This window comes from Natronogracilivirga saccharolytica (assembly GCF_017921895.1).
Lineage (GTDB): Bacteria > Bacteroidota > Rhodothermia > Balneolales > Natronogracilivirgulaceae > Natronogracilivirga > Natronogracilivirga saccharolytica.
This window is the reverse complement of sequence record NZ_JAFIDN010000007.1, coordinates 123,008-141,089: the sequence shown is the minus strand read 5'-3', so window position 1 is coordinate 141,089 and position 18,082 is coordinate 123,008. Positions and strand designations below refer to the sequence as shown.

Below are 18,082 nucleotides of genomic sequence, written 5' to 3'. Positions count from 1 at the left end.
AAAAAAAATTATAAAAGCAGCTTTGTGATCTGCAAAAAAAGCCCGCACTCCAGATCAAGTCATGAAGCACGGGCTTTTTATGGCTGAATATCTTAACGGCCGGATTCCATTATCAGCTGAAATAATCGTCCGCCCGGCTGTTCTTTTTTACGGAAAAAGAAATCCGAGTCAAATTCATACTCGTGATAATTGTCAATTGACGCGACGAAAACAAAATCGTCCCTGATATCAAAATCGATAGCCGAGATGCCGACGTCAATGTACCAGACATCGTCTTCCGAAAGATGTGAGTAGATGCTGCTGTCAAAAGTATGACTGCGCGCATTACCACTGAGTAATTCGGCCTCTTCTACCCATTCATCATCAGTGTCAATATCCAGCCATGCGATAAAGGAAGGCGGATCTTCATCGATCTCCCAGCTGAAACTGTAACTGGATGACAGATCAAAATCCGACGGAAATGAGGCCTGAATTAATCCCGGAATGGTAAGCGAACCCGAATATGAGTTGTCGTCGGCTTCAAGCTCGAAATCAACTTCCTGAGCAGGTGTCAATTCCAGGTCTGCAAAATAAAACCCGAACCAACTCTCGAGTTGAACAGGATTACCGTTCAATTTCAGACTGACACTCTCGAAATTTTCAGTGGTATTGATCATCACATAGGCATCCAGGTCATCCCCGAATTCTTCAACGGTCATAACCATGAATGAAATATCCTGACTCATCAGATTTTCCAGGGGAAGATCGGACGGATCTCCGCTGCCCTCTTCATTTTCATTGTTGCTACTGCTGCTGCAGGAGATAAAAGCAAAGGACAGCACTGCCAGAATCAATAGGATATTGGATACGGTTGACATATTTTCGTCGGATTAGAACTGATATTTTTGTGATAAGCTGCGTTTGGCACGGGCACTTCCGGAACAAGAGCGTGCTGTATAATGCCAAATACAGTGTGTGACAAACGCTATATTAACAATATTTTACATTGCGATTCATTATTTTTCTTTAAGATTCGACTATATATTTGATCATTATGACTTTTAAAAATCGCCGGCTGCTCTTTGCTGTCACCGCAATTCTGTTGCTTATATTCATTTCAATTCTGCCGGGCACAGTACAGGCGTCACAGGACAAGGGAGATCCGTGGCCAGAGGTTCTGGAAGAAGGTTCGGGTACGATTAAGGCACTCTATGTTCCGGCAGACGGATTCGCCTACAAAGATGATTCCGGAAAGCTGACCGGTGTGACTGTTGAGTTGCTGCGTGAATTCGTACAGTTTGTATCGGATACCTATGAGGCAGAACTTGAAATCGTTTTCGAAGAGGAAGAAAACTGGAGCCGGTTTTACCAGAGAGTAGTTGATGGACAAGACGGATTGATAGGATTTGGCAATGTCACCATTACCGAAGAGCGCCGCAGCGAACTTGCCTTCAGCCCCTCATACATGACCAATATTGCATCTCTGGTAACGCACGAAAATGCGCCCGGACTCGAGGCGCCGGAACGCATCGGAAAAACCTTTTCCGGCAGGGACGCCCTGGCCTTCGAGGGTACGCTTCACGAAAATAGGCTCACTGAAATCGTCTCAAAATACCATCCGGACGCCGAAATCATCATGGCGCACAGTAATGCTGAAATTATCGAAAAACTGTCATCAGGCGATGCCTATTTCGCTTACATCGACCTGTACAACTACTGGAGAGCCCGCGAAGAGGGGGCGCCGCTGCAACGGCATGATGTCGCTGATGAATCTGCCGAAGAGTTCGGATACATAATGCCTCTCGAATCCACCTGGGAGCCGGTCGTGAAGCAATTCTTCGGGAAAAACGGAGGCATCACGCAAACGGAAAAATACCGGGAGATTATGAAGAAACATCTCGGTACCGAACTGGCCCGCACCCTCCTGGATGCTGCCGATCAGTAAAAATCACTGAATACCGGCGCTTTTCTACAGGTAAACCGTGGAATTCAAAAAAGTCACATGAATCATCAGTTTTCCGGATGATGCTGCGCTCAAAATTCAGCAGCCTGTTCAAACCCGGAAATTAATTTGACTTGCCAATATTTCCCTTCCCGTATATATTAAAAGGTAAATTATTTATTGAAGTGTCTTTGACTCAAATCACTTTTATTTATTAAAGCTGTATATCCAACTGCGGAGGTATTATGAATATTTATTTACGTCCTCTTTATCTGCTTTCTGCCTTGCTTCTGATCACCGTCGGCAGTTTTGTCTTTTTCACCAGCTGCAATGATGATGCCGAGCCGCGGGCCGACATCTCCCCTCTTTTTGAACCTATTCCTCCGGAGGTACCAGGTTACTGAAGATCCGGATGACAAATATGTATTCCGTGTATCTCCGCTCAGGAATGTTGAACTGACATATCCCTACTTCCATGACTGGTCGGCTGCTACACTTGAAGAAGCGGTTTCTGTTATGGGGCAAAGCCAGTCAAACCGCACATTTAATGACGAGGAAATTGAACAGATGGTGGCTTTTCTGAAAACACTCACCGGTGAATTTCCGACAGTTACCCATCCCTCTCTCCCCAGGTAAGTGCGTCTCGTGACAAGTGCGCTACGCTATACAGCGTTATCAAATTTCAGGGATGCATGCGGGTCAAACATACAGTAGCCGGGCAGGCCGCGGTACCGGCTTCCGGATCATGCCGGCACGATTTTGTATAGCTTGTCAGCCCGGCGGGCCTTATCCGGAAGCGGCAAAGTAACCAGATCGCCGCGTACAGCTTTGGCTGCAGGCTGATCATCGATCCGGAGCTCTTCAACATGCGTGCTGAGCGCACCGGTGGTCGGACCCATGATCATGATTTTGTCGCCTTTTTCAATGCCGTCTGTTTCAACCTTAAAAACACCAACTCCGGCGTTTCTGTAGTAGTTCTGGCAGGGACCTATGTATATTTTCCGCTCTTTGGACTTTGACCCATGCACGTCACTCCACTCGCCGATAGTCCGGCCAAGATAGTAGCCGTCCCAGAACCCCCTGTTATATACTGATGCCAGCTCGTTTTCCCATTCCGCGATTTTTTCCGGCGTGAACGTGCCTGACCGGATCGCTTCGATGGCCTCGCGGTAGCACGTTACCGTTGTCCGGACATAATCGGCTGACCGGCCGCGCCCTTCAATCTTGAGTACCCGCACACCGGCATGCAACACCTTGTCCAGAAAGGGAATGGTACACAGATCTTTGGCGCTCATTATGTACTCATTGTCAACCTCAAGGTCGTACTCCCCTTTTTTATCCGTTACGATGTAGGGACGCCGGCAGTTTTGCACACATGCGCCCCGGTTGGCGGAGGAGTTATGCGTATGCAGGCTGAGGTAGCATTTGCCTGATACGGCCATGCATAACGCGCCGTGAGCAAAGACTTCCAGCCGGACCGGTTGTCCGGAGGGTCCGGCAATCTGCTGCTCCCTGATCTCCGCGGCAATCCCGGCGACATGTTCGAGTGTCAGCTCCCGCGCCATAACCATCACATCCGCCCAGCGGGAATAAAACCGGACTGCCTCAGTGTTGGTGATGTTGCACTGAGTCGACATATGAACCGCCATTCCCGCATCCCGTGCATACTGCATCACAGCCGGATCCGAAACGATAACTGCCGAAATGCCCGCATCTGCAGCTGCATCCACCATCCGCTGCATGGCTGAAAGATCCTCATCATACAGCACGGTGTTCAGAGCCAGATGGGATTTAACATTGAACTTCCTGCATTTGGCGCTGATTTCGGGCAGGTCACCGAGCGTAAAGTTCTTTCTGGAGCGGGACCTCATGTTAAGTTTGTCCACTCCGAAATAGACCGAATCTGCTCCGGCTTTCAAGGCAGCCGCAAGCGACTCCATCGATCCGGCCGGTGCCATGATCTGGATATCATCAGCGATTCCCGGGCCATCTGCGATATTTTTGTGCTTTATTGTCATCAGGAAAATCAGGGAGCAGGAAGGAATCAGAAAGTGCCTGCAAAGTTATCCAGCAAAGTTTCATCATACAAAGTGTAAACGAAGTTATTGCGACGTTGTGATAAATATATGAACCGGACCGCAAATTATTGAACAAGTACCGGATTTTTGCTTATTTATCAGAAGAGATAACCGCAGCGGTTCCAACCAGCAGTGAATATCATGCCGACCCACAGCCATTTGTTCTGGATGTTTCTGAGTTCAACCGTGATGAGATCGGTCATGGCCGTTCTGCTGTTTGCAGGTATGATGATCTGGACGGCCTGGGTGCTGCTGGCGAGTGTATGGGCCGAAGCCGACAGAACCGATAAAGACCCGGGCAACTACGTATCATGGCATGACGCAGAGGAAATTGCCGAAGGGCCCGCTTATCAGGGGCCGTGGCGGATGAATGATTCGGATTTCCGGTATGTGGATGATGCTTCCGCGGCCATGGATGATCACGGGAACACGGCACTGGTGTGGGTCGATCAGGCCAAAAAGGATGTTCTGTTTCAGTGGCACGGATTGCAGGATGAGGCGGATCGCGGTGATCCCGTCGTTGTATCGGACAGCCCTGATACCTTTTCCTGGCTCCCGCGCGTCGCCTTTTGTCCGAAAGACGACAACATTATATATGTCCTTTGGCAGGAGATTGTTTTTTCCGGAGGATCGCATGGCGGAGAGATCTTCTTTGCCCGGTCAACCGATAGCGGGGAAACGTTCAGCGAACCTGTGAACCTGTCGCAAACTCCGGCCGGTGCCGGCAAAGGCCGTCTGACTGCACAGAACTGGGACAACGGCAGTCTGGATCTGGATGTGGGGCCGGACGGTTCGGTTTATGCGGTCTGGACCGAGTATGAAGGAGCTCTTCGCATCAGCCGGTCCGTTGATCAGGGAGAATCGTTTTCAGAACCGCTGACGGTGTTTGACCATCCGGAAAAACCCGCGCGCGGTCCGGCCCTGTCGACCGGACCTGATGGCAGAATTCACCTGGCATGGGCGGTTGGCGAACAGCAATGGGGCGATATAAAATATGCGCAGGCAGCAACCCCGGAAAATCGCGACGAGATGCCGGAGTTTTCTGAGCCGGAAGTGCTGATCGAATCCGGCGGCCATTCCGACGCACCCGACCTTGCCGTTGACAGCGGCGGAACCCTTCACCTGGTTTATGGCGAAAGTGCAGACGGGCCGTTCCGGGCCTATCATATATATTATGTCAGTGCAGCAACCGGATCCGGACCGGGGCTGGCCGACTTGTCTGAACCGGCGCGCATATCCACACCGCATCCCGGCGACTATGACAGTGCCCATTTTCCGTCACTGAAAACCGGCGAACAGGATCAGATATATGTGACCTGGGAGCTTTTCCCCGATGTGCGCAGGCGTCCCGTCGGACTGGGATTCACCGTTTCGGTCAACGCTGGAGCTGACTTTGCGGGGCCTGTGGTTGTTCCGGGTACGGGAGATCCGGAGGACGGCACTAACGGAAGCAGACAGGGCCTGCTGTCCAATAAGCTGGCTGCAGGTCCGGACGGAAGTTTTTCTATTGTAAACAGTTCGTATCTTGATGGTGAACAGAGCAGAATACGGCTGATAAAAGGAGCTGCAAATAATAAACCATGACCGATAGTACAAGCATTTTAAAACCGGGACCCCTTGCAGGGGCGATTTCAGGAGACGTTATTGGATCGAAATTCGAAGGAGCCTACATCAAAACAACCGAATTTCCAATACTCGATGAGGATAGCGATTTCACCGATGACACGGTGCTCACCATTGCCGTTGCTGACAGTCTGACCAGCAATAAGCCATTCTCCGACACGCTGTGGGAGTACGGACGCAGGCATCCGGACCGCGGCTATGGCGGCATGTTTATCAGTTGGCTGCAGGAAGAGCGTCCAAAGCCCTACGGCAGTTACGGCAACGGATCTGCGATGCGGGTGAGTCCTGTCGGTGCGGCCTGTCAGTCCATGGAAGATGTCCTGGAAACCGCCGGAAGATCGGCTGAAGTCACCCATAACCACCCCGAAGGTATCAAGGGTGCGAAAGCCATTGCGGCTGCTGTGTTTCTGGCGCAAAACGGCAGCTCGAAAGAGGATATCCGGAATTTCATTGTCCGCAGCTTTAACTACAATCTTGATTTCAGGCTGGATGATATCAGGGCAGGATATGAGTTCAATGCCACTTGTCAGAGAACCGTGCCGGAAGCGATTGTGGCTTTTCTGGAAAGCGATGATTATGAAAGTGCTGTCCGGTTAGCCGTTTCTATAGGCGGCGATACCGATACCATTGCGTGCATGACAGGCGGAACTGCCGGTCCCGTCCGCCGGTCATAAATACCGGAAGACGGGAATCAAAGCAGCGCATGCAGTTACTTATCGTTTGGTTTTTGGGGTTCGAGTTGGGTGTTTTGGTTTGCCATGTTCCTGGTGGTTGTGATGTCAGTTTAGAACTACTTCAGCGGGTTGGCTTCCACTGTACCCGGTACGGACTGGCCTTTGATACGATTGAAGTTTTGATAGGCACTGATACCGTGTTCGGCAATATCCAATCCCACGTTTTCGGCTTCATCGGTTACCCGTACACCAAGGGTGTATTTGATAGCTCCGAACACAATTAAGGAAAAGACGAAAGTGAAGCCAAGAACGGCAAGCGTTCCGAGCAACTGGGTTGTAAAGGCAACGTCGGCCACAAAAATACCGACGGCAAGTGTGCCCCAGATACCGGCGAAACCATGCACACTTACGGCACCAACCGGATCGTCCAGCTTCATTTTGTCCAGCATCATCACACCGAACACCATGATCGTTCCACCAACGGCACCGGAGATGGCGGCTGTCAGAGGGGTAAGCACGTCGGCGCCGGCGGTAATCCCGACCAGACCTGCAAGGACACCATTAAGGGCCATTGTGGCATCAAGTTTTTGGATGATTACATAAGTTACCAGCATAGCGGTAAGAGATCCGGCGCTTGCTCCGATGGCGGTATTAACAAATACGTAGGATACCTCAGCAGGATTGGCGCTCAGTACAGATCCTCCGTTGAACCCGAACCAGCCGAACCAGAGGAGAAACACGCCGATTGTGGCGAGAGGAATGTTATGGCCCGGAATCAGCTTGATTTCACCATTTTCATATTTCCCCTTGCGGGCACCGAGCAGCATGATGCAGGCCAGGCCGGCAAATCCACCGACGCCGTGAACCAGCGTAGAACCGGCAAAATCATAGAAGCCCATGGCGTCCAACCATCCGCCGCCCCACACCCAGCTGCCTGTAACCGGATAACAGAAAGCGAGCAGAAGAACTCCGAAAACCATAAACATGGAAATTTTAATCCGTCCGGTGACACAACCGGATACGATGGTTGCAGCCGTGGCGGCAAACATGGCCTGGAAGATATAATCAGACCAGATGGTCATGTCTTCACCATATGCCGGGGTCAGGAATGCGACCGGATCGGAAGCATCAAAACCGATACCGAGCCCTCCGAATCCGAGGAATCCGTTAAAATCTCCGGGATACATAATCTGGAAACCAACGACGGCGTAGATCAGAATACCCGAGCAGAGAATAAAAATGTTTTTGTAAATGACATTGACAACATTTTTACCCTGAGTCATTCCGCTTTCCACGGATGCAAATCCCAGGTGCATTATGAATACCATGAACGCACTGATGAGTATCCATAAATTATCAACTACAAATTTCGCATAATCTGCGGATGCTGCAAACTCCTCCATGGTAGTGTACTCGCTGGCATGTACGGCTGTACTGCCCAGCAATATGATACCGGTAAACAACGCTGCTTCTTTATATAATCGTGATGCTGTCATAATGTAATCTGTTTTTTCAGGGTTTTGATTGGACACACGCCGGCGTGGTGATGCGGACAAGGTTTACTCCGGGACACTTTCCTGCAAACCGGCGGAGTCATTGGTGGTTAGAGTGCGTGATCGTAACCGTCCGGATCACAGGCTGATGCCGAACACAAGGTGCAACAGTTCCGATTCCGGGTTCCAGACCAGCGAGGATGTCATCCCCAGATCAAAGTCTGGTGTGATTGTCATGTCGTAATCGTAAGAAAGGCCGACATTGATCAGACCAAATCCATCGGTGCCGTATTCTGCAGATTCGTATGGGGAAAAACCTGCAAAAATGCCGACAGACCGGAAATCATAACCCAGTTCTACATACATGGAATTGTCATCGTCTCCGTAAACGAACACGCCCGCAAAAGCATTAATGAAACCTTCATATCCAAGCCCCAATTCGATTGCGTGAGAGTCAGAGTCATGTGGCCAGGTACCGCCGGGACCCGGAAACGTATAATCGGTAGCAATAAAGGTGAAATCACCGGCATCTGTACCAGCCGTATATGCCACCCAGGGAGAAATTTCCTGTCCTGCCGGATTGCCGTTTGTTGCAAAAGCACCCCAGACCCCGACTTCAAACCCGCCATTGGTGTAATTCAGCTCCGGCTGAATACTGGGGGAGTCTCCGAAATCAAATCCCCGCCATACATAACGGTTCATTGCATCTACTCCGAGGCTAACCTGCGCTGCGGTACTAACGGCAGTTGAAACCATTAGCAAGAAAATGAGAAATGTAATTTTGCTGATTAGCAACTTTGTCATAGATTACTCCTGTTCTATTGGTTACTTGAGAGTGATTGATAGAATTCACAGGGGGCATCGTTTCTTCCCGGTCACGATGTTCCCCTTTTTTAACTTGCATCTGAAAGGCGCGAAAAACCATACTGACACACCCGGCTCATTTGCTTATTTTATAAACTCCGCTCCTTTCGGTGGCTAATTTATGAATATGATTTCACTAATTGCAATAATAATTTTATGCAAATTCATCATTTATAGTAATTTATATCGAATACGCATGTAAAAAGCGCTTGCAAAGTGATAAAAAAAATGTGCTTTTTTTTGAAACAGCCTGTCGCAAGAGGGCCGAACCTGAAGTTCGTCACCATTTAGCCTTTTACTTTCCATGAATAACAGCACTGCAATATCACGGATTGAAGCCCGGTTCAGGGACCAGGTGCGGAAAGACCCGAATTTGAAAAACGCTTACTTGCTTGTTCATTCCAACAAGACAGAATTATATCTCAATCTGGCAGAAGGTCCGGGAGAAAACGGCAATCCGAACCCGGATCAGCCTGTGTACATGGCCAGTGTCGGCAAGCTGTTTACTTCTGTACTTGTTGCGATACTGCACGAACTAAAGGCACTGTCCTTTGAGGATAACATCAGCCGGTATCTCGATTTCGGGCTAATGGACGGCCTGCATGTCTATAAACAGAAGGACTATTCTCAGCAAATTCAGATACGACACCTGTTGAATCAAACTTCAGGGCTGCCTGACAACTTCTACCCGTTGTTTGAAAAAATGCTTGCCGATCATAGCTTTGCTATCAGTCCCAGTGAAAGTATCGAATGGGCCAAGAAAAACCTCAAGCCATCTGCCGCACCGGGGAAAAAATCTTATTACACCGACACCAACTACTATCTGCTCGGGCTGATCGTTGAAAGAGTTTGCGGCGAGCCATTCCATGCCGTGATGAAAAGACTGATTTTTGATCCGGTCAATATGGAGCACAGCTACATGCTCCAATACTCAAAACCGGAAAAAGAGCCTGCATATAAAGAAGCCGGCTTCTATTACAAGGATACCCGCCTGAACGACATCAGGGGTTTTGCCGGTATTGACTTTTCAGGCGGCGGCGTTACAGCGCCAATGAATGATTTGCTCAAATTCATGCAGGCGCTGACAGGACACCGTTTGATATCGGAACATACCCTGGGAACCATGCTCACTGATAAAGCTCCTTTGTATCCGGGATGGGATTACGGATATGGTATCTGGCAGGTTCGTCCCATTCCAATAATCCTGCCATCCAAATACAAATCATGGGGTGTACTTGGTGCTACCGGCGCATTCATGTTTTACCATCCGGAACTGGAAGCATTCGTCATCGGAAGCTTCAATCACCAGTCATGGCAAAAAAAATGCGTACGGTTCATCTTCCGTATTATGAATACATTGCACAAGCTGCGTTAAGGCCGGAGCCTGTCATTCCACAAAACAGGATTTCAGCCAGGGATCATTGCGCATCAGATGCTCTGCTTCCGGCAGGCAGTCGCGCGAAGAAAGCACTGTGTAAAAATCCTCTTTCATTTCGGGCGCAAGACGAACGGCTTCTATCCAGTCGGACAGCTTGAAGGGATCAGACGCGATGGCATCCCAGAAGCCGGTCTTCTCGAACAGTCCGGCAATGGTTTCCGAATTCCGCTTTTGGAGCAGGCTGACAAGATAGGTGGCAACTCCGACTTGGAGGCCATGCAGAGCCGGCTTGCTCTTCAATGAATCCAGCGCATGGGAGATCAGATGTTCGCTGCCGCTTGCAGGACGTGATGACCCGCAAACGCCCATCGATATGCCATTGAGCATCAGTGCGGTTCCCAGCAGCCTGACTCCTTCAAGATCGCGCTGAGGGCGGGCAATGAACTGAAAAACCGTTGAGTCTGATAGCAATGCGGCGAAATCGTCTATTTTTGTTCCGACCGCGTGAAAAGCAAGCTTCCAGTCGGTGATCGCTGTCAGCTTGGCTACCAGATCGCCTACACCGGAAAGCCACAGTATTTCAGGCGCTTCCAGGCAGACTTCGGTATCGATCACGACTCCAAAAGGCATACTGGATGGCAGCGATTTTCGGCGGCCTTCCAGGCTCAGACTGGACTGTGGGCTGCACATTCCATCGTTGGATAGTGACGTTGGAATAGATATATAAGGCAAGCGGCTCAGGAACGAGACATATTTGGCCGTATCGAGCGCCTTGCCACCGCCATATCCCAGGATAGCCCGGGTCCCGGAAGGCAATTTCGTAAAAAGCTCCCGGGCCTGCTCGAATGAGGCTTCTTCAACGGCCCGTTGATTCCTAACCGAAATCTGTTCGGCCTCAAGACCTTCACGAAGTCGCTGCATTAAATTCGTTTTCAGATCACTGCTGTGAAGAATCACGACATCCGTAAAATCATTTCGGCGAGCGTATATCCCGACGCGTCCGGCAGCTCCGGCTTTGATTCGGACAAGGCTGGGTATGTCTATTTGGGTGTGTTGCATATGTATGCTGACCGATAAATAAAGATTATCTCTGATCCAGAAGCGTATCTGCTATTTGTTTCCAGTTATTAAAATAATGGAAAGGACGGCCTTTTCCAGTGAGGTAATCGGCCAGAATGCCGCGGGCGAACAGGCAGTCTCCACTGACAATCATTGCAGCCTCAATATCGGGACGGCCGTCTCCGGCAAAGGCTGCCTGCGGATCCTGCGAAAGGGCCCTGCGGACGATCGCTTCTTTATCTATACCCTTTTCGGGATCATAATAGGGTGAGTTCGTTGGCAAGGTCAGCTCCAGGCCGTTTTCGGGAGTATATGTGCCGGGATTGGCATGCACTTCCAGATCAAGCCCTGCTTTGTACAGCAACCGCTCGATGTACCACTCACATCCGGCGGAAGCAACGATAATCTTCCATCCGGCAGCTTCAAGTCTGGTCACGGAATCACGGAGTGTCAGGTCAAGTTCCATACGGGCCAAGGCGTTTCCCATACCCTGGTGATCCGTCCGGATTGCACCGAAAATGGATGCCATTGCCTCAGAGTGAGATAATTTTCCGTCCAGATAATCCTGCCAGTAATCATGGTCTGCAGCCGTTGGCAGATGCCGGCGGGCCATATCAAAAAAGTCGTATCTGGTCATGGTGCCGTCAAAATCTGAAACCATGATCCTTTTGTGGTTTTCCGGAGGATTGCGGGGCATTTTTCTTTAATTTTCCACTAAAATGGCACCTTTGTCGTCCGGAAACAAGGTTTTTTCACATCCTGTGGCCTGATTAAATGATTGCGTACCTGGCAGTAATACTCTTTATGAAGTTCTGGATCTGAATCACCTCGAAGCCTCTTTCCGGTACACCACTGAAACTCAGTCTATATATGCGTAAAAGCGTGTGAGTGTTGAAATGCACCCGGCTCATTCCCACTGCCTTGCCAGCTGCAAGCGCCGCATCTCACCTGAGTCAATCATCTCCTGCAATCGCTTATTTCGTTCCGGGGATTTGCTGGTAAAGTGCCAAGCGCCGCAAAACTCACACTGGTACACGTTCTGCGGCCCCTGATCAGGAGTAAAGTTGCGGTGAATGTGTATATCAATCAGCGCCGTCTCTGCGAGAACCTTTGTACTGTAACTGTTTTTTCCTGTCTGACACCTCATAAAGCTCAATATGAAAAAGAGTTTGCCGGTTTTGTTCTCTGCCGCCGTGAAGGTATCCAAGTATAAAAAAAATATCCCTTTCTTGCTGATGGAGATGCAAAGCCGGATTTTTTTGGCTATCATCCACCCCCAAACATGAAATGCGGGCCATCTGGCTGACGACCGTTTTCGGACTGGACTGGCCGGCCACCGGACAAACCGCATCACAACAGGAATCATCGCTGCGTGAAATTATCCGTCAGGCGGATGAGCACGGCATCAACGCCGTCTTTTTTCAGGCAGTTTCGCGGTCCGATGCCTTTTATCCGAGTGAGCGGCTGCCGTGGGCGCCCTGGCTGACCGGAAGTGCCGGGGAAGATCCGGGATGGGATCCCCTGCAGGTTGCCGTCGAAGAGGCTCACAAACGGGGCATGGAGCTGCATGCCTGGTTCAACGTGTTCAGCATCGGCAACGAGGCGACCGACATCAGTGAAAGCGCCGAGCCGCTGCATGTTCGCTTTACCCATCCCGAATGGGTGGATACGGTTTTTGTGGATGACGGTGCCGACCGGTACTGGCTGAATCCCGGCCGCCCGGAGACCCGTGAATGGGTGATTGAGAATATTCTGGAGATCGTGGAAAAGTACGACGTGGATCCGATCCAGGATCATACCCATGAGTCGATGGATTTTGCATGGATGCTGAACGACTGGATGGTGCACCGCGAGGGCCGGCATGTGTACGCCGGGCTCGGGACTTACATCGAAGAAGTGCAGGATGAGCTCCCTCGTCAGATCGATACTACGCGGGCGATTGGAGCGCAGGGACATGCGCATTTTCGGCAGGCGTTTCTCCGGGAGCAGGACCTTGATGGACGATATGATACGCCTGCGCTTGTCCCTCCGATACCATGGATTGGGGATGAGCCGCCACCGGCGCCGGTTGAACTGGCGGCTGAGAGGGATCAAGGGTCGGAGGAGCAGGCATCCGCTCACCGAAAGGTGCACCTCACGTGGGATAAACCCGCGATAGGACGTGATCCCGATCCCTTTCTGCGGTTCGCCATTTACAGGGTGCCGCACGGGAGCTATTCGGATATTTCCGGCGTTATTTCCGATCCGCGGAACCTGGTTTATGTGACCGGGCAGACCGAATATCTCGATCATATTCCCTCGTCCGGTCATGAAGAGTTCGATTACCTGGTCACCTCACTCACGCGCAATCACATCGAGGGTGATCCCGCGATGGCGTCGGTCACGGTTACCTCAGCGGATGAGGAGCCGGAGGTTGTTCAGGAGATTTCGCGGAAGATGACACTGGTGCATTGAGGAATATTATGCGAAGATAAAGCTGCATATGATCCCTTCACTGGCCGGAAAGAACAGTTTATATACAGTAGATTCAATAATAAAGAAAGGAAATGGTTTAAGTATTGGTAACAAAACTGGTAATACCATATCAAAAAAAACCCGTCAAGCAACTAAATAGCAATTACTTGACGGGTTATCAAGGTGGGCCCGGAGGGACTTGAACCCCCGACCAATCGATTATGAGTGAATGGATTTTTCCTATTTAATGACTAAATACATCACTTTTTTATAGATATATCACCACTTTCGTCACCACTTATTTGCTTTTGTGTGAATAATTATTCCCAAAAGATATCCAATGTCACGCTTGGTTCTGCATTCATGCTGAAGAATGGATTTGGTTTTTAGGAAGCAGATTAATTTTCGTGATTTCGTCTGCTGGAATTAACCCAAGCGATATACTCACCCCCCCCGGCGTGTAATAAAGATAACAGCTAGAAGATATAATGATCCTTTAGATCCAGGAAGCCGAAATATCCGGAGATGTAGGGTCACTTACTTATCTGATAAACTTTTCATCATTTAATACGCAGTCTCGGCCTCGGCTTTGAGTTCTGCAACCTCACGTTTAAGTTCCTTGATTCTGCTTGCTAGGTCACGAACCTGTTGATCCCGTTCACCAAACATATTCCGTAATTCCTGATATTGCAACTCCATTTCAGAGATTACTTTTTCCAAGTTTTCTATCTTTTCTTCGTATTTATATTTCTCATACCAGCGCTCGTCGTACTGTCCTTTTGCCCAAATTCCCGTTATGATGCTCACACCTACGGCAATACCAGTGCTGATTTTATAAGCGATTACTGGAATTGCTGGAATTATTGGTAACATAGCTTTACTCCATTATTTTAGATTAGAATTAAGTTTTTTCTCTTATGACATTGCCGCCTCAAAAATCCGATCTGTTTCTTCACATTCGCTCCTGATCACATCAGCCATCTTATCAATATGATCAAGTCTTATTGCCAGTGATTCGGCCTTTTCGAGGTTTTTATGAAATTCAAGCCGAATATTCCGATCGGCTTCTCTTACCTTGGTGATAACCCAACGGCCCCCAAGTTGCGCACCCACGAGTATAGGAACACCAGCTAACCCTAAAGGAGAAAGTACCAGCGGTAACAGGTCCAATGCTATCTTCAGGGAACCACCGGCCATTGCGTCAGCTCGTGAGATTTCCCCATTCTGTACTGCCTCAACTTCGGACTGTATGTCCATGCCAATTGCCAAAAGACAAAAACCAACACCAACACCCTGCTGAGCAATTATTTTTGCTGACTCGGGTGGGATATTCTGGGTCATGCAGATGTGATAAATTCCTGCATCTGCAAGTACACCACCTGCGCCGAACAAACCACCCTGAATTGCCGCTTCACCAATCTCGGCGCCATTAATTTCGCCATCTGAAGCAGCTTGCGTGATCAATGATACCACGGCAGCTGAAGCCGCCGCTAATCCCATACCTCCGGCCATTCTGGTGGTGACTCCCTTCCACTGATATGCACGTGCGATATCTTCACGAAATTGCATCAGCTTCGAACGCGTAACGGGATCCAGTTCATCAGTGGTGTAACTTTGCAAATCTTCATGCAATTGCTTGGATCGGGAATCCAGTTCTCGAATACCTCGCAGGCGTACTTTTGCCTTCTGAAGTTTTAAAGCCTGGTGTTTTGTAAACGCATCTTTTGCAATCCGTGGTGTACCATCCTCATTGACGAACCGGGCGTCAACATACCCGATTTTGCCATACCCCGGAGACTTTGTCATTTCCACCAATTTTTTGGAAATATAGGCGCCCGAACCTGTTTTTACCTGCCCATTTTGTTTCGTAATCAGCATCCCATCATTTGTTCGGAATCTAAAAATCAGGTCTTTTTTACTTGCCTGGTCCGGAGATAACCGGATATCTCCAACATTTTCTGCAATTTTTAGAGGCGGGTTGGTAATTTGAGCATCTCCTCCCGCATGCAGAACCTTATAATCATGGACAGCAACAACTTCTGCTGTTTTTCCGCATGGATTAACGCCCCCAATGAGACTTTTTAGACTCTTTCCATTGGTGACCATTTGTTTACAGGTGATGGGTTTCAAGCCGTTTGGCAATCCGGTACCATTCCCTAATGACGTTGCAGCTTGACCAGCATCACGTGAACCATGTGCAGCAATTGGGCTTGTTTGACGAAGTGCTTCAGCAAATATTTTTTGCTGATCAAGAATGCCTGGATCAGTAACCGGATTTGCAACACCCCGAGTTGATGATAGGATAAAACTGCTACTTGCGGCAGTAGCTCCGGCGTTGGTTTCTTTTTTTCGTAACCGTGTTCCGGAATTTTGAGATGAATTGTCTTTTGAATAAGCCATAAGGCCTCCATGTCTAGCATTATTAAGAAGGTAGGCTCCCTCTTTTTTTAAGCTGGAGGCCATTTCCTCCCTTAACCACTTTGGTTAAGTTCTGAAATGTCGTATGTGTCGAAACGAGTCAGATGGCTAATTTTTTTAGCGATCGCTTCTGCTATGTAAGGTACTTATATCAATAGAACACAGAATTCATGATATTCGCAAGACGCTTCCTATAAAATTTGAAAAATCTAATTCAATTAACATTCAGAATTATGATTTTACCCATGTCGATCTTTTTTAAAAAAATCTTTATAACAAAGCGTCACAGTGATTTCATTAGAGAACCTGCCTAAGCAAATCAAAATTCAAAAATATGAGCGTGATTTCGATAAGCATAACGCCCGAATTCAAAAGCTTTACTGGCAATTCGCAATCATGTACCTGGCTCATTGTCTGAGAGCACAAGAAAAGCCCGATGCCGACTTGATTTCCAGAACCTACCGTTCGACATTTTTCGAGTCTGAAAAATTGTTTTACGCCATTCTTGAAAAATTCAATGGCCTGGACACATCCGAGGTTTACGCAACCATTGTCTCAGACTCCCAAAAAGAGCTATTGAGCGAATATAACCGCTATTTCTGGCAAATTTTAAAAGCGGTGCAATCATTTCTTAAGCAGTCTAACATTGATTTCAGGTATCTGGATCCCGAGTCTGCCGAAATGATAGATTTATCGATTGTCGATAAGCGCCAACCACACTTGGAACCCGTTTCCAAAAATCTAAAGCGATTGCTTGATGCCGGTAATTACGCCTACACAAACAACATGGTATTTATCGACAGAAAGAATAATCAAATACCCCGAAATTTACGAATGGCGCTTAGTGAGAGCGCTGAGAAGCTGATGATGGCAGATATGGCACTTCAGGCGATACAGTATCTGAAAGACTATTTGCTTTTGGGTCAGGAGTATTTCAGCCCATATATCAATGTGAAAGGTCCCAATCAAGCAGTCACAGACGCTATGGGCTTGGATCCCAAGCTGAACAATGAACCATTGGCAAGGCTGAACTACCATATCCGGCTAAAATATCGCGATCATGCTGGTGCCCAGTTCAAAAAGGAGTCCATAGCCAAAGCATTACGGAGGTATTTTGAAGAATAAAAGCGCCCTGTTAACCCTGGAACAGGCCCAATCAAACATTTCGTCTTTTAAATGGGAGCGTTATCAGCGCGACTTTGAGCCAGAGCCCCCCCACCTCAAAGAAGTGTATTGGACAATCGTAGTGCGCGATTTGCTCTCCATGAGTGAAGAGGACTGGAAAACCTTTCCGGATAGATTCTACCGCTCATTTCTGGGCACTTTCTATAGAGCGAATGAAATGAATCTCAGACTGATGAATAGTTTCTCCGGTATTAGCGGATTTGAGTGGCACGAAAAAAAATCCAAGCTGAAAAGTTGGGATGAACGGCTGGGCAAGATCGTATCGTCGGAAGTGATCATCCTGCGTGAAAATATACGTACCCATTATCAGACCGGTAACATACACAAGATTGAACCGAAGGAATCGATCCCCCTTCGTCAGTTTGACCATTACCACAAACAGCTGGCTCAACGGGTTTCTGCCTTCCTATGTAATCATATCAGATATCAGGGACAGGAGCCCCATAAAAGGACTCCCGAGGAAGTGCCCCCCGAAATCAAAGTAGAAAAGCCGGTTATCGCCGAGTTGCAAAAACGTGCAGATACCTTTGTGCGAGCCAATGCCACGCGCAGTATTATCAATCATATTGAGCAGTATTTTGGCTCACCTGACACGCTTATCCACGATGAAAAAAGAACGGCAAGCTACCGTGCTTCCACAGAAGCAACCCGGCGTGTTTTCACTGCATACGTCAAGGTAGCCGGACCAACCCAGGCATATAACGACCTTGTCACCGAACGCCCCAAATGCAAACGACTCAGTGTCCAGGCTCTTACTGACATCATCATAAACAGATACCGCGACCAGAACGGTGATGAACTAAAACGCAACTCGGTAAGAAAAGTCATTCTCAGCATCAGGAAAAAGGAATCTTAGCGCGATTCTGCAGAGCCTTTTTTTGTTGATAAAGCTTGGGTAACTCCAAGCTTGCCCATCTCTTCCATTCCGCTGGAAC

Annotated in this window: 18 protein-coding genes; 9 read left to right on the top strand and 9 right to left on the bottom strand. The window is 48.7% G+C overall.

All coding sequences use genetic code 11. The features are described 5' to 3' along the window. Positions 1 to 92: 92 nt before the first annotated feature. Positions 93 to 857, bottom strand: coding sequence for a hypothetical protein (locus tag NATSA_RS10100; protein WP_210512237.1), 765 nt, complete (start codon positions 855 to 857; stop codon positions 93 to 95). Between the two features lie 176 nt (positions 858 to 1,033). Here NATSA_RS10100 and NATSA_RS10095 point away from each other — a divergent pair, with 176 nt between their 5' ends. The 3 genes from NATSA_RS10095 (at position 1,034) to NATSA_RS10085 (ending at position 2,557) form a co-directional block, all read left to right on the top strand. Continuing rightward, positions 1,034 to 1,924 (top strand): substrate-binding periplasmic protein, encoded by an 891-nt coding sequence (locus NATSA_RS10095; protein ID WP_210512235.1) that lies wholly within the window; start codon positions 1,034 to 1,036, stop codon positions 1,922 to 1,924. A 242-nt stretch (positions 1,925 to 2,166) separates the two neighbouring features. Further along, a complete protein-coding gene (locus NATSA_RS10090; protein WP_210512233.1) occupies positions 2,167 to 2,325 on the top strand; it encodes a hypothetical protein in 159 nt (52 codons plus the stop codon). Further along, positions 2,291 to 2,557 carry a hypothetical protein gene (locus NATSA_RS10085; RefSeq protein WP_210512232.1) on the top strand — a complete coding sequence of 89 codons (267 nt, stop codon included), beginning with the start codon at positions 2,291 to 2,293 and terminating at the stop codon, positions 2,555 to 2,557. Before NATSA_RS10090 ends, NATSA_RS10085 begins: the two co-directional genes overlap by 35 nt. Before the next feature lie 107 nt (positions 2,558 to 2,664). On the opposite strand, the gene NATSA_RS10080 is transcribed toward NATSA_RS10085, so the two are convergent. Further along, positions 2,665 to 3,939, bottom strand: coding sequence for a U32 family peptidase (locus NATSA_RS10080; protein ID WP_210512230.1), 1,275 nt, complete (start codon positions 3,937 to 3,939; stop codon positions 2,665 to 2,667). Positions 3,940 to 4,140: 201 nt separating this feature from the next. Between NATSA_RS10080 and NATSA_RS10075 the strand changes: the two genes are divergently transcribed. Both NATSA_RS10075 and NATSA_RS10070 read left to right on the top strand, forming a co-directional pair. Next, on the top strand, positions 4,141 to 5,583 hold the full coding sequence (locus tag NATSA_RS10075) for a sialidase family protein (RefSeq protein ID WP_210512228.1): 1,443 nt from the start codon (positions 4,141 to 4,143) through the stop codon (positions 5,581 to 5,583). Then, the gene (locus NATSA_RS10070; RefSeq protein WP_210512226.1) at positions 5,580 to 6,296 is read left to right on the top strand and encodes an ADP-ribosylglycohydrolase family protein; all 717 of its coding nucleotides are present in this window, start codon (positions 5,580 to 5,582) and stop codon (positions 6,294 to 6,296) included. The genes NATSA_RS10075 and NATSA_RS10070 overlap by 4 nt, the downstream gene beginning before the upstream one ends. Positions 6,297 to 6,412: 116 nt before the next feature. On the opposite strand, the gene NATSA_RS10065 is transcribed toward NATSA_RS10070, so the two are convergent. Beyond that, complete coding sequence (locus NATSA_RS10065) at positions 6,413 to 7,792, bottom strand: ammonium transporter (RefSeq protein ID WP_210512225.1); 1,380 nt, start codon at positions 7,790 to 7,792, stop codon at positions 6,413 to 6,415. Between the two features lie 135 nt (positions 7,793 to 7,927). Further along, positions 7,928 to 8,593, bottom strand: a complete 666-nt coding sequence (locus NATSA_RS10060; RefSeq protein WP_210512223.1) for a TorF family putative porin — start codon at positions 8,591 to 8,593, stop codon at positions 7,928 to 7,930. Between the two features lie 364 nt (positions 8,594 to 8,957). On the opposite strand from NATSA_RS10060, the gene NATSA_RS10055 reads away from it, so the two are divergent. Further along, positions 8,958 to 10,028, top strand: a complete 1,071-nt coding sequence (locus tag NATSA_RS10055; RefSeq protein ID WP_210512221.1) for a serine hydrolase domain-containing protein — start codon at positions 8,958 to 8,960, stop codon at positions 10,026 to 10,028. 12 nt (positions 10,029 to 10,040) lie between these two features. On the opposite strand, the gene NATSA_RS10050 is transcribed toward NATSA_RS10055, so the two are convergent. The 3 genes from NATSA_RS10050 to NATSA_RS10040 all read right to left on the bottom strand — a co-directional run bounded on the left by NATSA_RS10050 (position 10,041) and on the right by NATSA_RS10040 (position 12,388). Further along, the gene (locus tag NATSA_RS10050; RefSeq protein WP_210512219.1) at positions 10,041 to 11,090 is read right to left on the bottom strand and encodes an iron-containing alcohol dehydrogenase family protein; all 1,050 of its coding nucleotides are present in this window, start codon (positions 11,088 to 11,090) and stop codon (positions 10,041 to 10,043) included. Between the two features lie 25 nt (positions 11,091 to 11,115). Further along, the gene (locus NATSA_RS10045; RefSeq protein WP_210512217.1) at positions 11,116 to 11,787 is read right to left on the bottom strand and encodes an HAD-IB family phosphatase; all 672 of its coding nucleotides are present in this window, start codon (positions 11,785 to 11,787) and stop codon (positions 11,116 to 11,118) included. Between the two features lie 385 nt (positions 11,788 to 12,172). Continuing rightward, positions 12,173 to 12,388: a hypothetical protein gene (locus tag NATSA_RS10040; RefSeq protein WP_210512215.1), complete on the bottom strand. Its 216-nt coding sequence runs from the start codon at positions 12,386 to 12,388 to the stop codon at positions 12,173 to 12,175. On the opposite strand from NATSA_RS10040, the gene NATSA_RS10035 reads away from it, so the two are divergent. Then, on the top strand, positions 12,378 to 13,544 hold the full coding sequence (locus NATSA_RS10035; RefSeq protein WP_210512213.1) for a glycoside hydrolase family 10-like protein: 1,167 nt from the start codon (positions 12,378 to 12,380) through the stop codon (positions 13,542 to 13,544). The two genes, NATSA_RS10040 and NATSA_RS10035, sit on opposite strands and share 11 nt — an antisense overlap. 564 nt (positions 13,545 to 14,108) lie before the next feature. Here the strand turns inward: NATSA_RS10035 and NATSA_RS10030 are convergent. Both NATSA_RS10030 and NATSA_RS10025 read right to left on the bottom strand, forming a co-directional pair. Then, positions 14,109 to 14,417, bottom strand: coding sequence for a hypothetical protein (locus NATSA_RS10030; protein ID WP_210512211.1), 309 nt, complete (start codon positions 14,415 to 14,417; stop codon positions 14,109 to 14,111). 42 nt (positions 14,418 to 14,459) lie between these two features. Beyond that, positions 14,460 to 15,944 (bottom strand): hypothetical protein, encoded by a 1,485-nt coding sequence (locus NATSA_RS10025; protein WP_210512209.1) that lies wholly within the window; start codon positions 15,942 to 15,944, stop codon positions 14,460 to 14,462. 306 nt (positions 15,945 to 16,250) lie between these two features. Here NATSA_RS10025 and NATSA_RS10020 point away from each other — a divergent pair, with 306 nt between their 5' ends. Beyond that, positions 16,251 to 17,087 (top strand): protein kinase family protein, encoded by an 837-nt coding sequence (locus NATSA_RS10020; protein ID WP_210512208.1) that lies wholly within the window; start codon positions 16,251 to 16,253, stop codon positions 17,085 to 17,087. Further along, on the top strand, positions 17,077 to 18,003 hold the full coding sequence (locus tag NATSA_RS10015) for a hypothetical protein (protein ID WP_210512207.1): 927 nt from the start codon (positions 17,077 to 17,079) through the stop codon (positions 18,001 to 18,003). The genes NATSA_RS10020 and NATSA_RS10015 overlap by 11 nt, the downstream gene beginning before the upstream one ends. Positions 18,004 to 18,082: the final 79 nt, after the last annotated feature.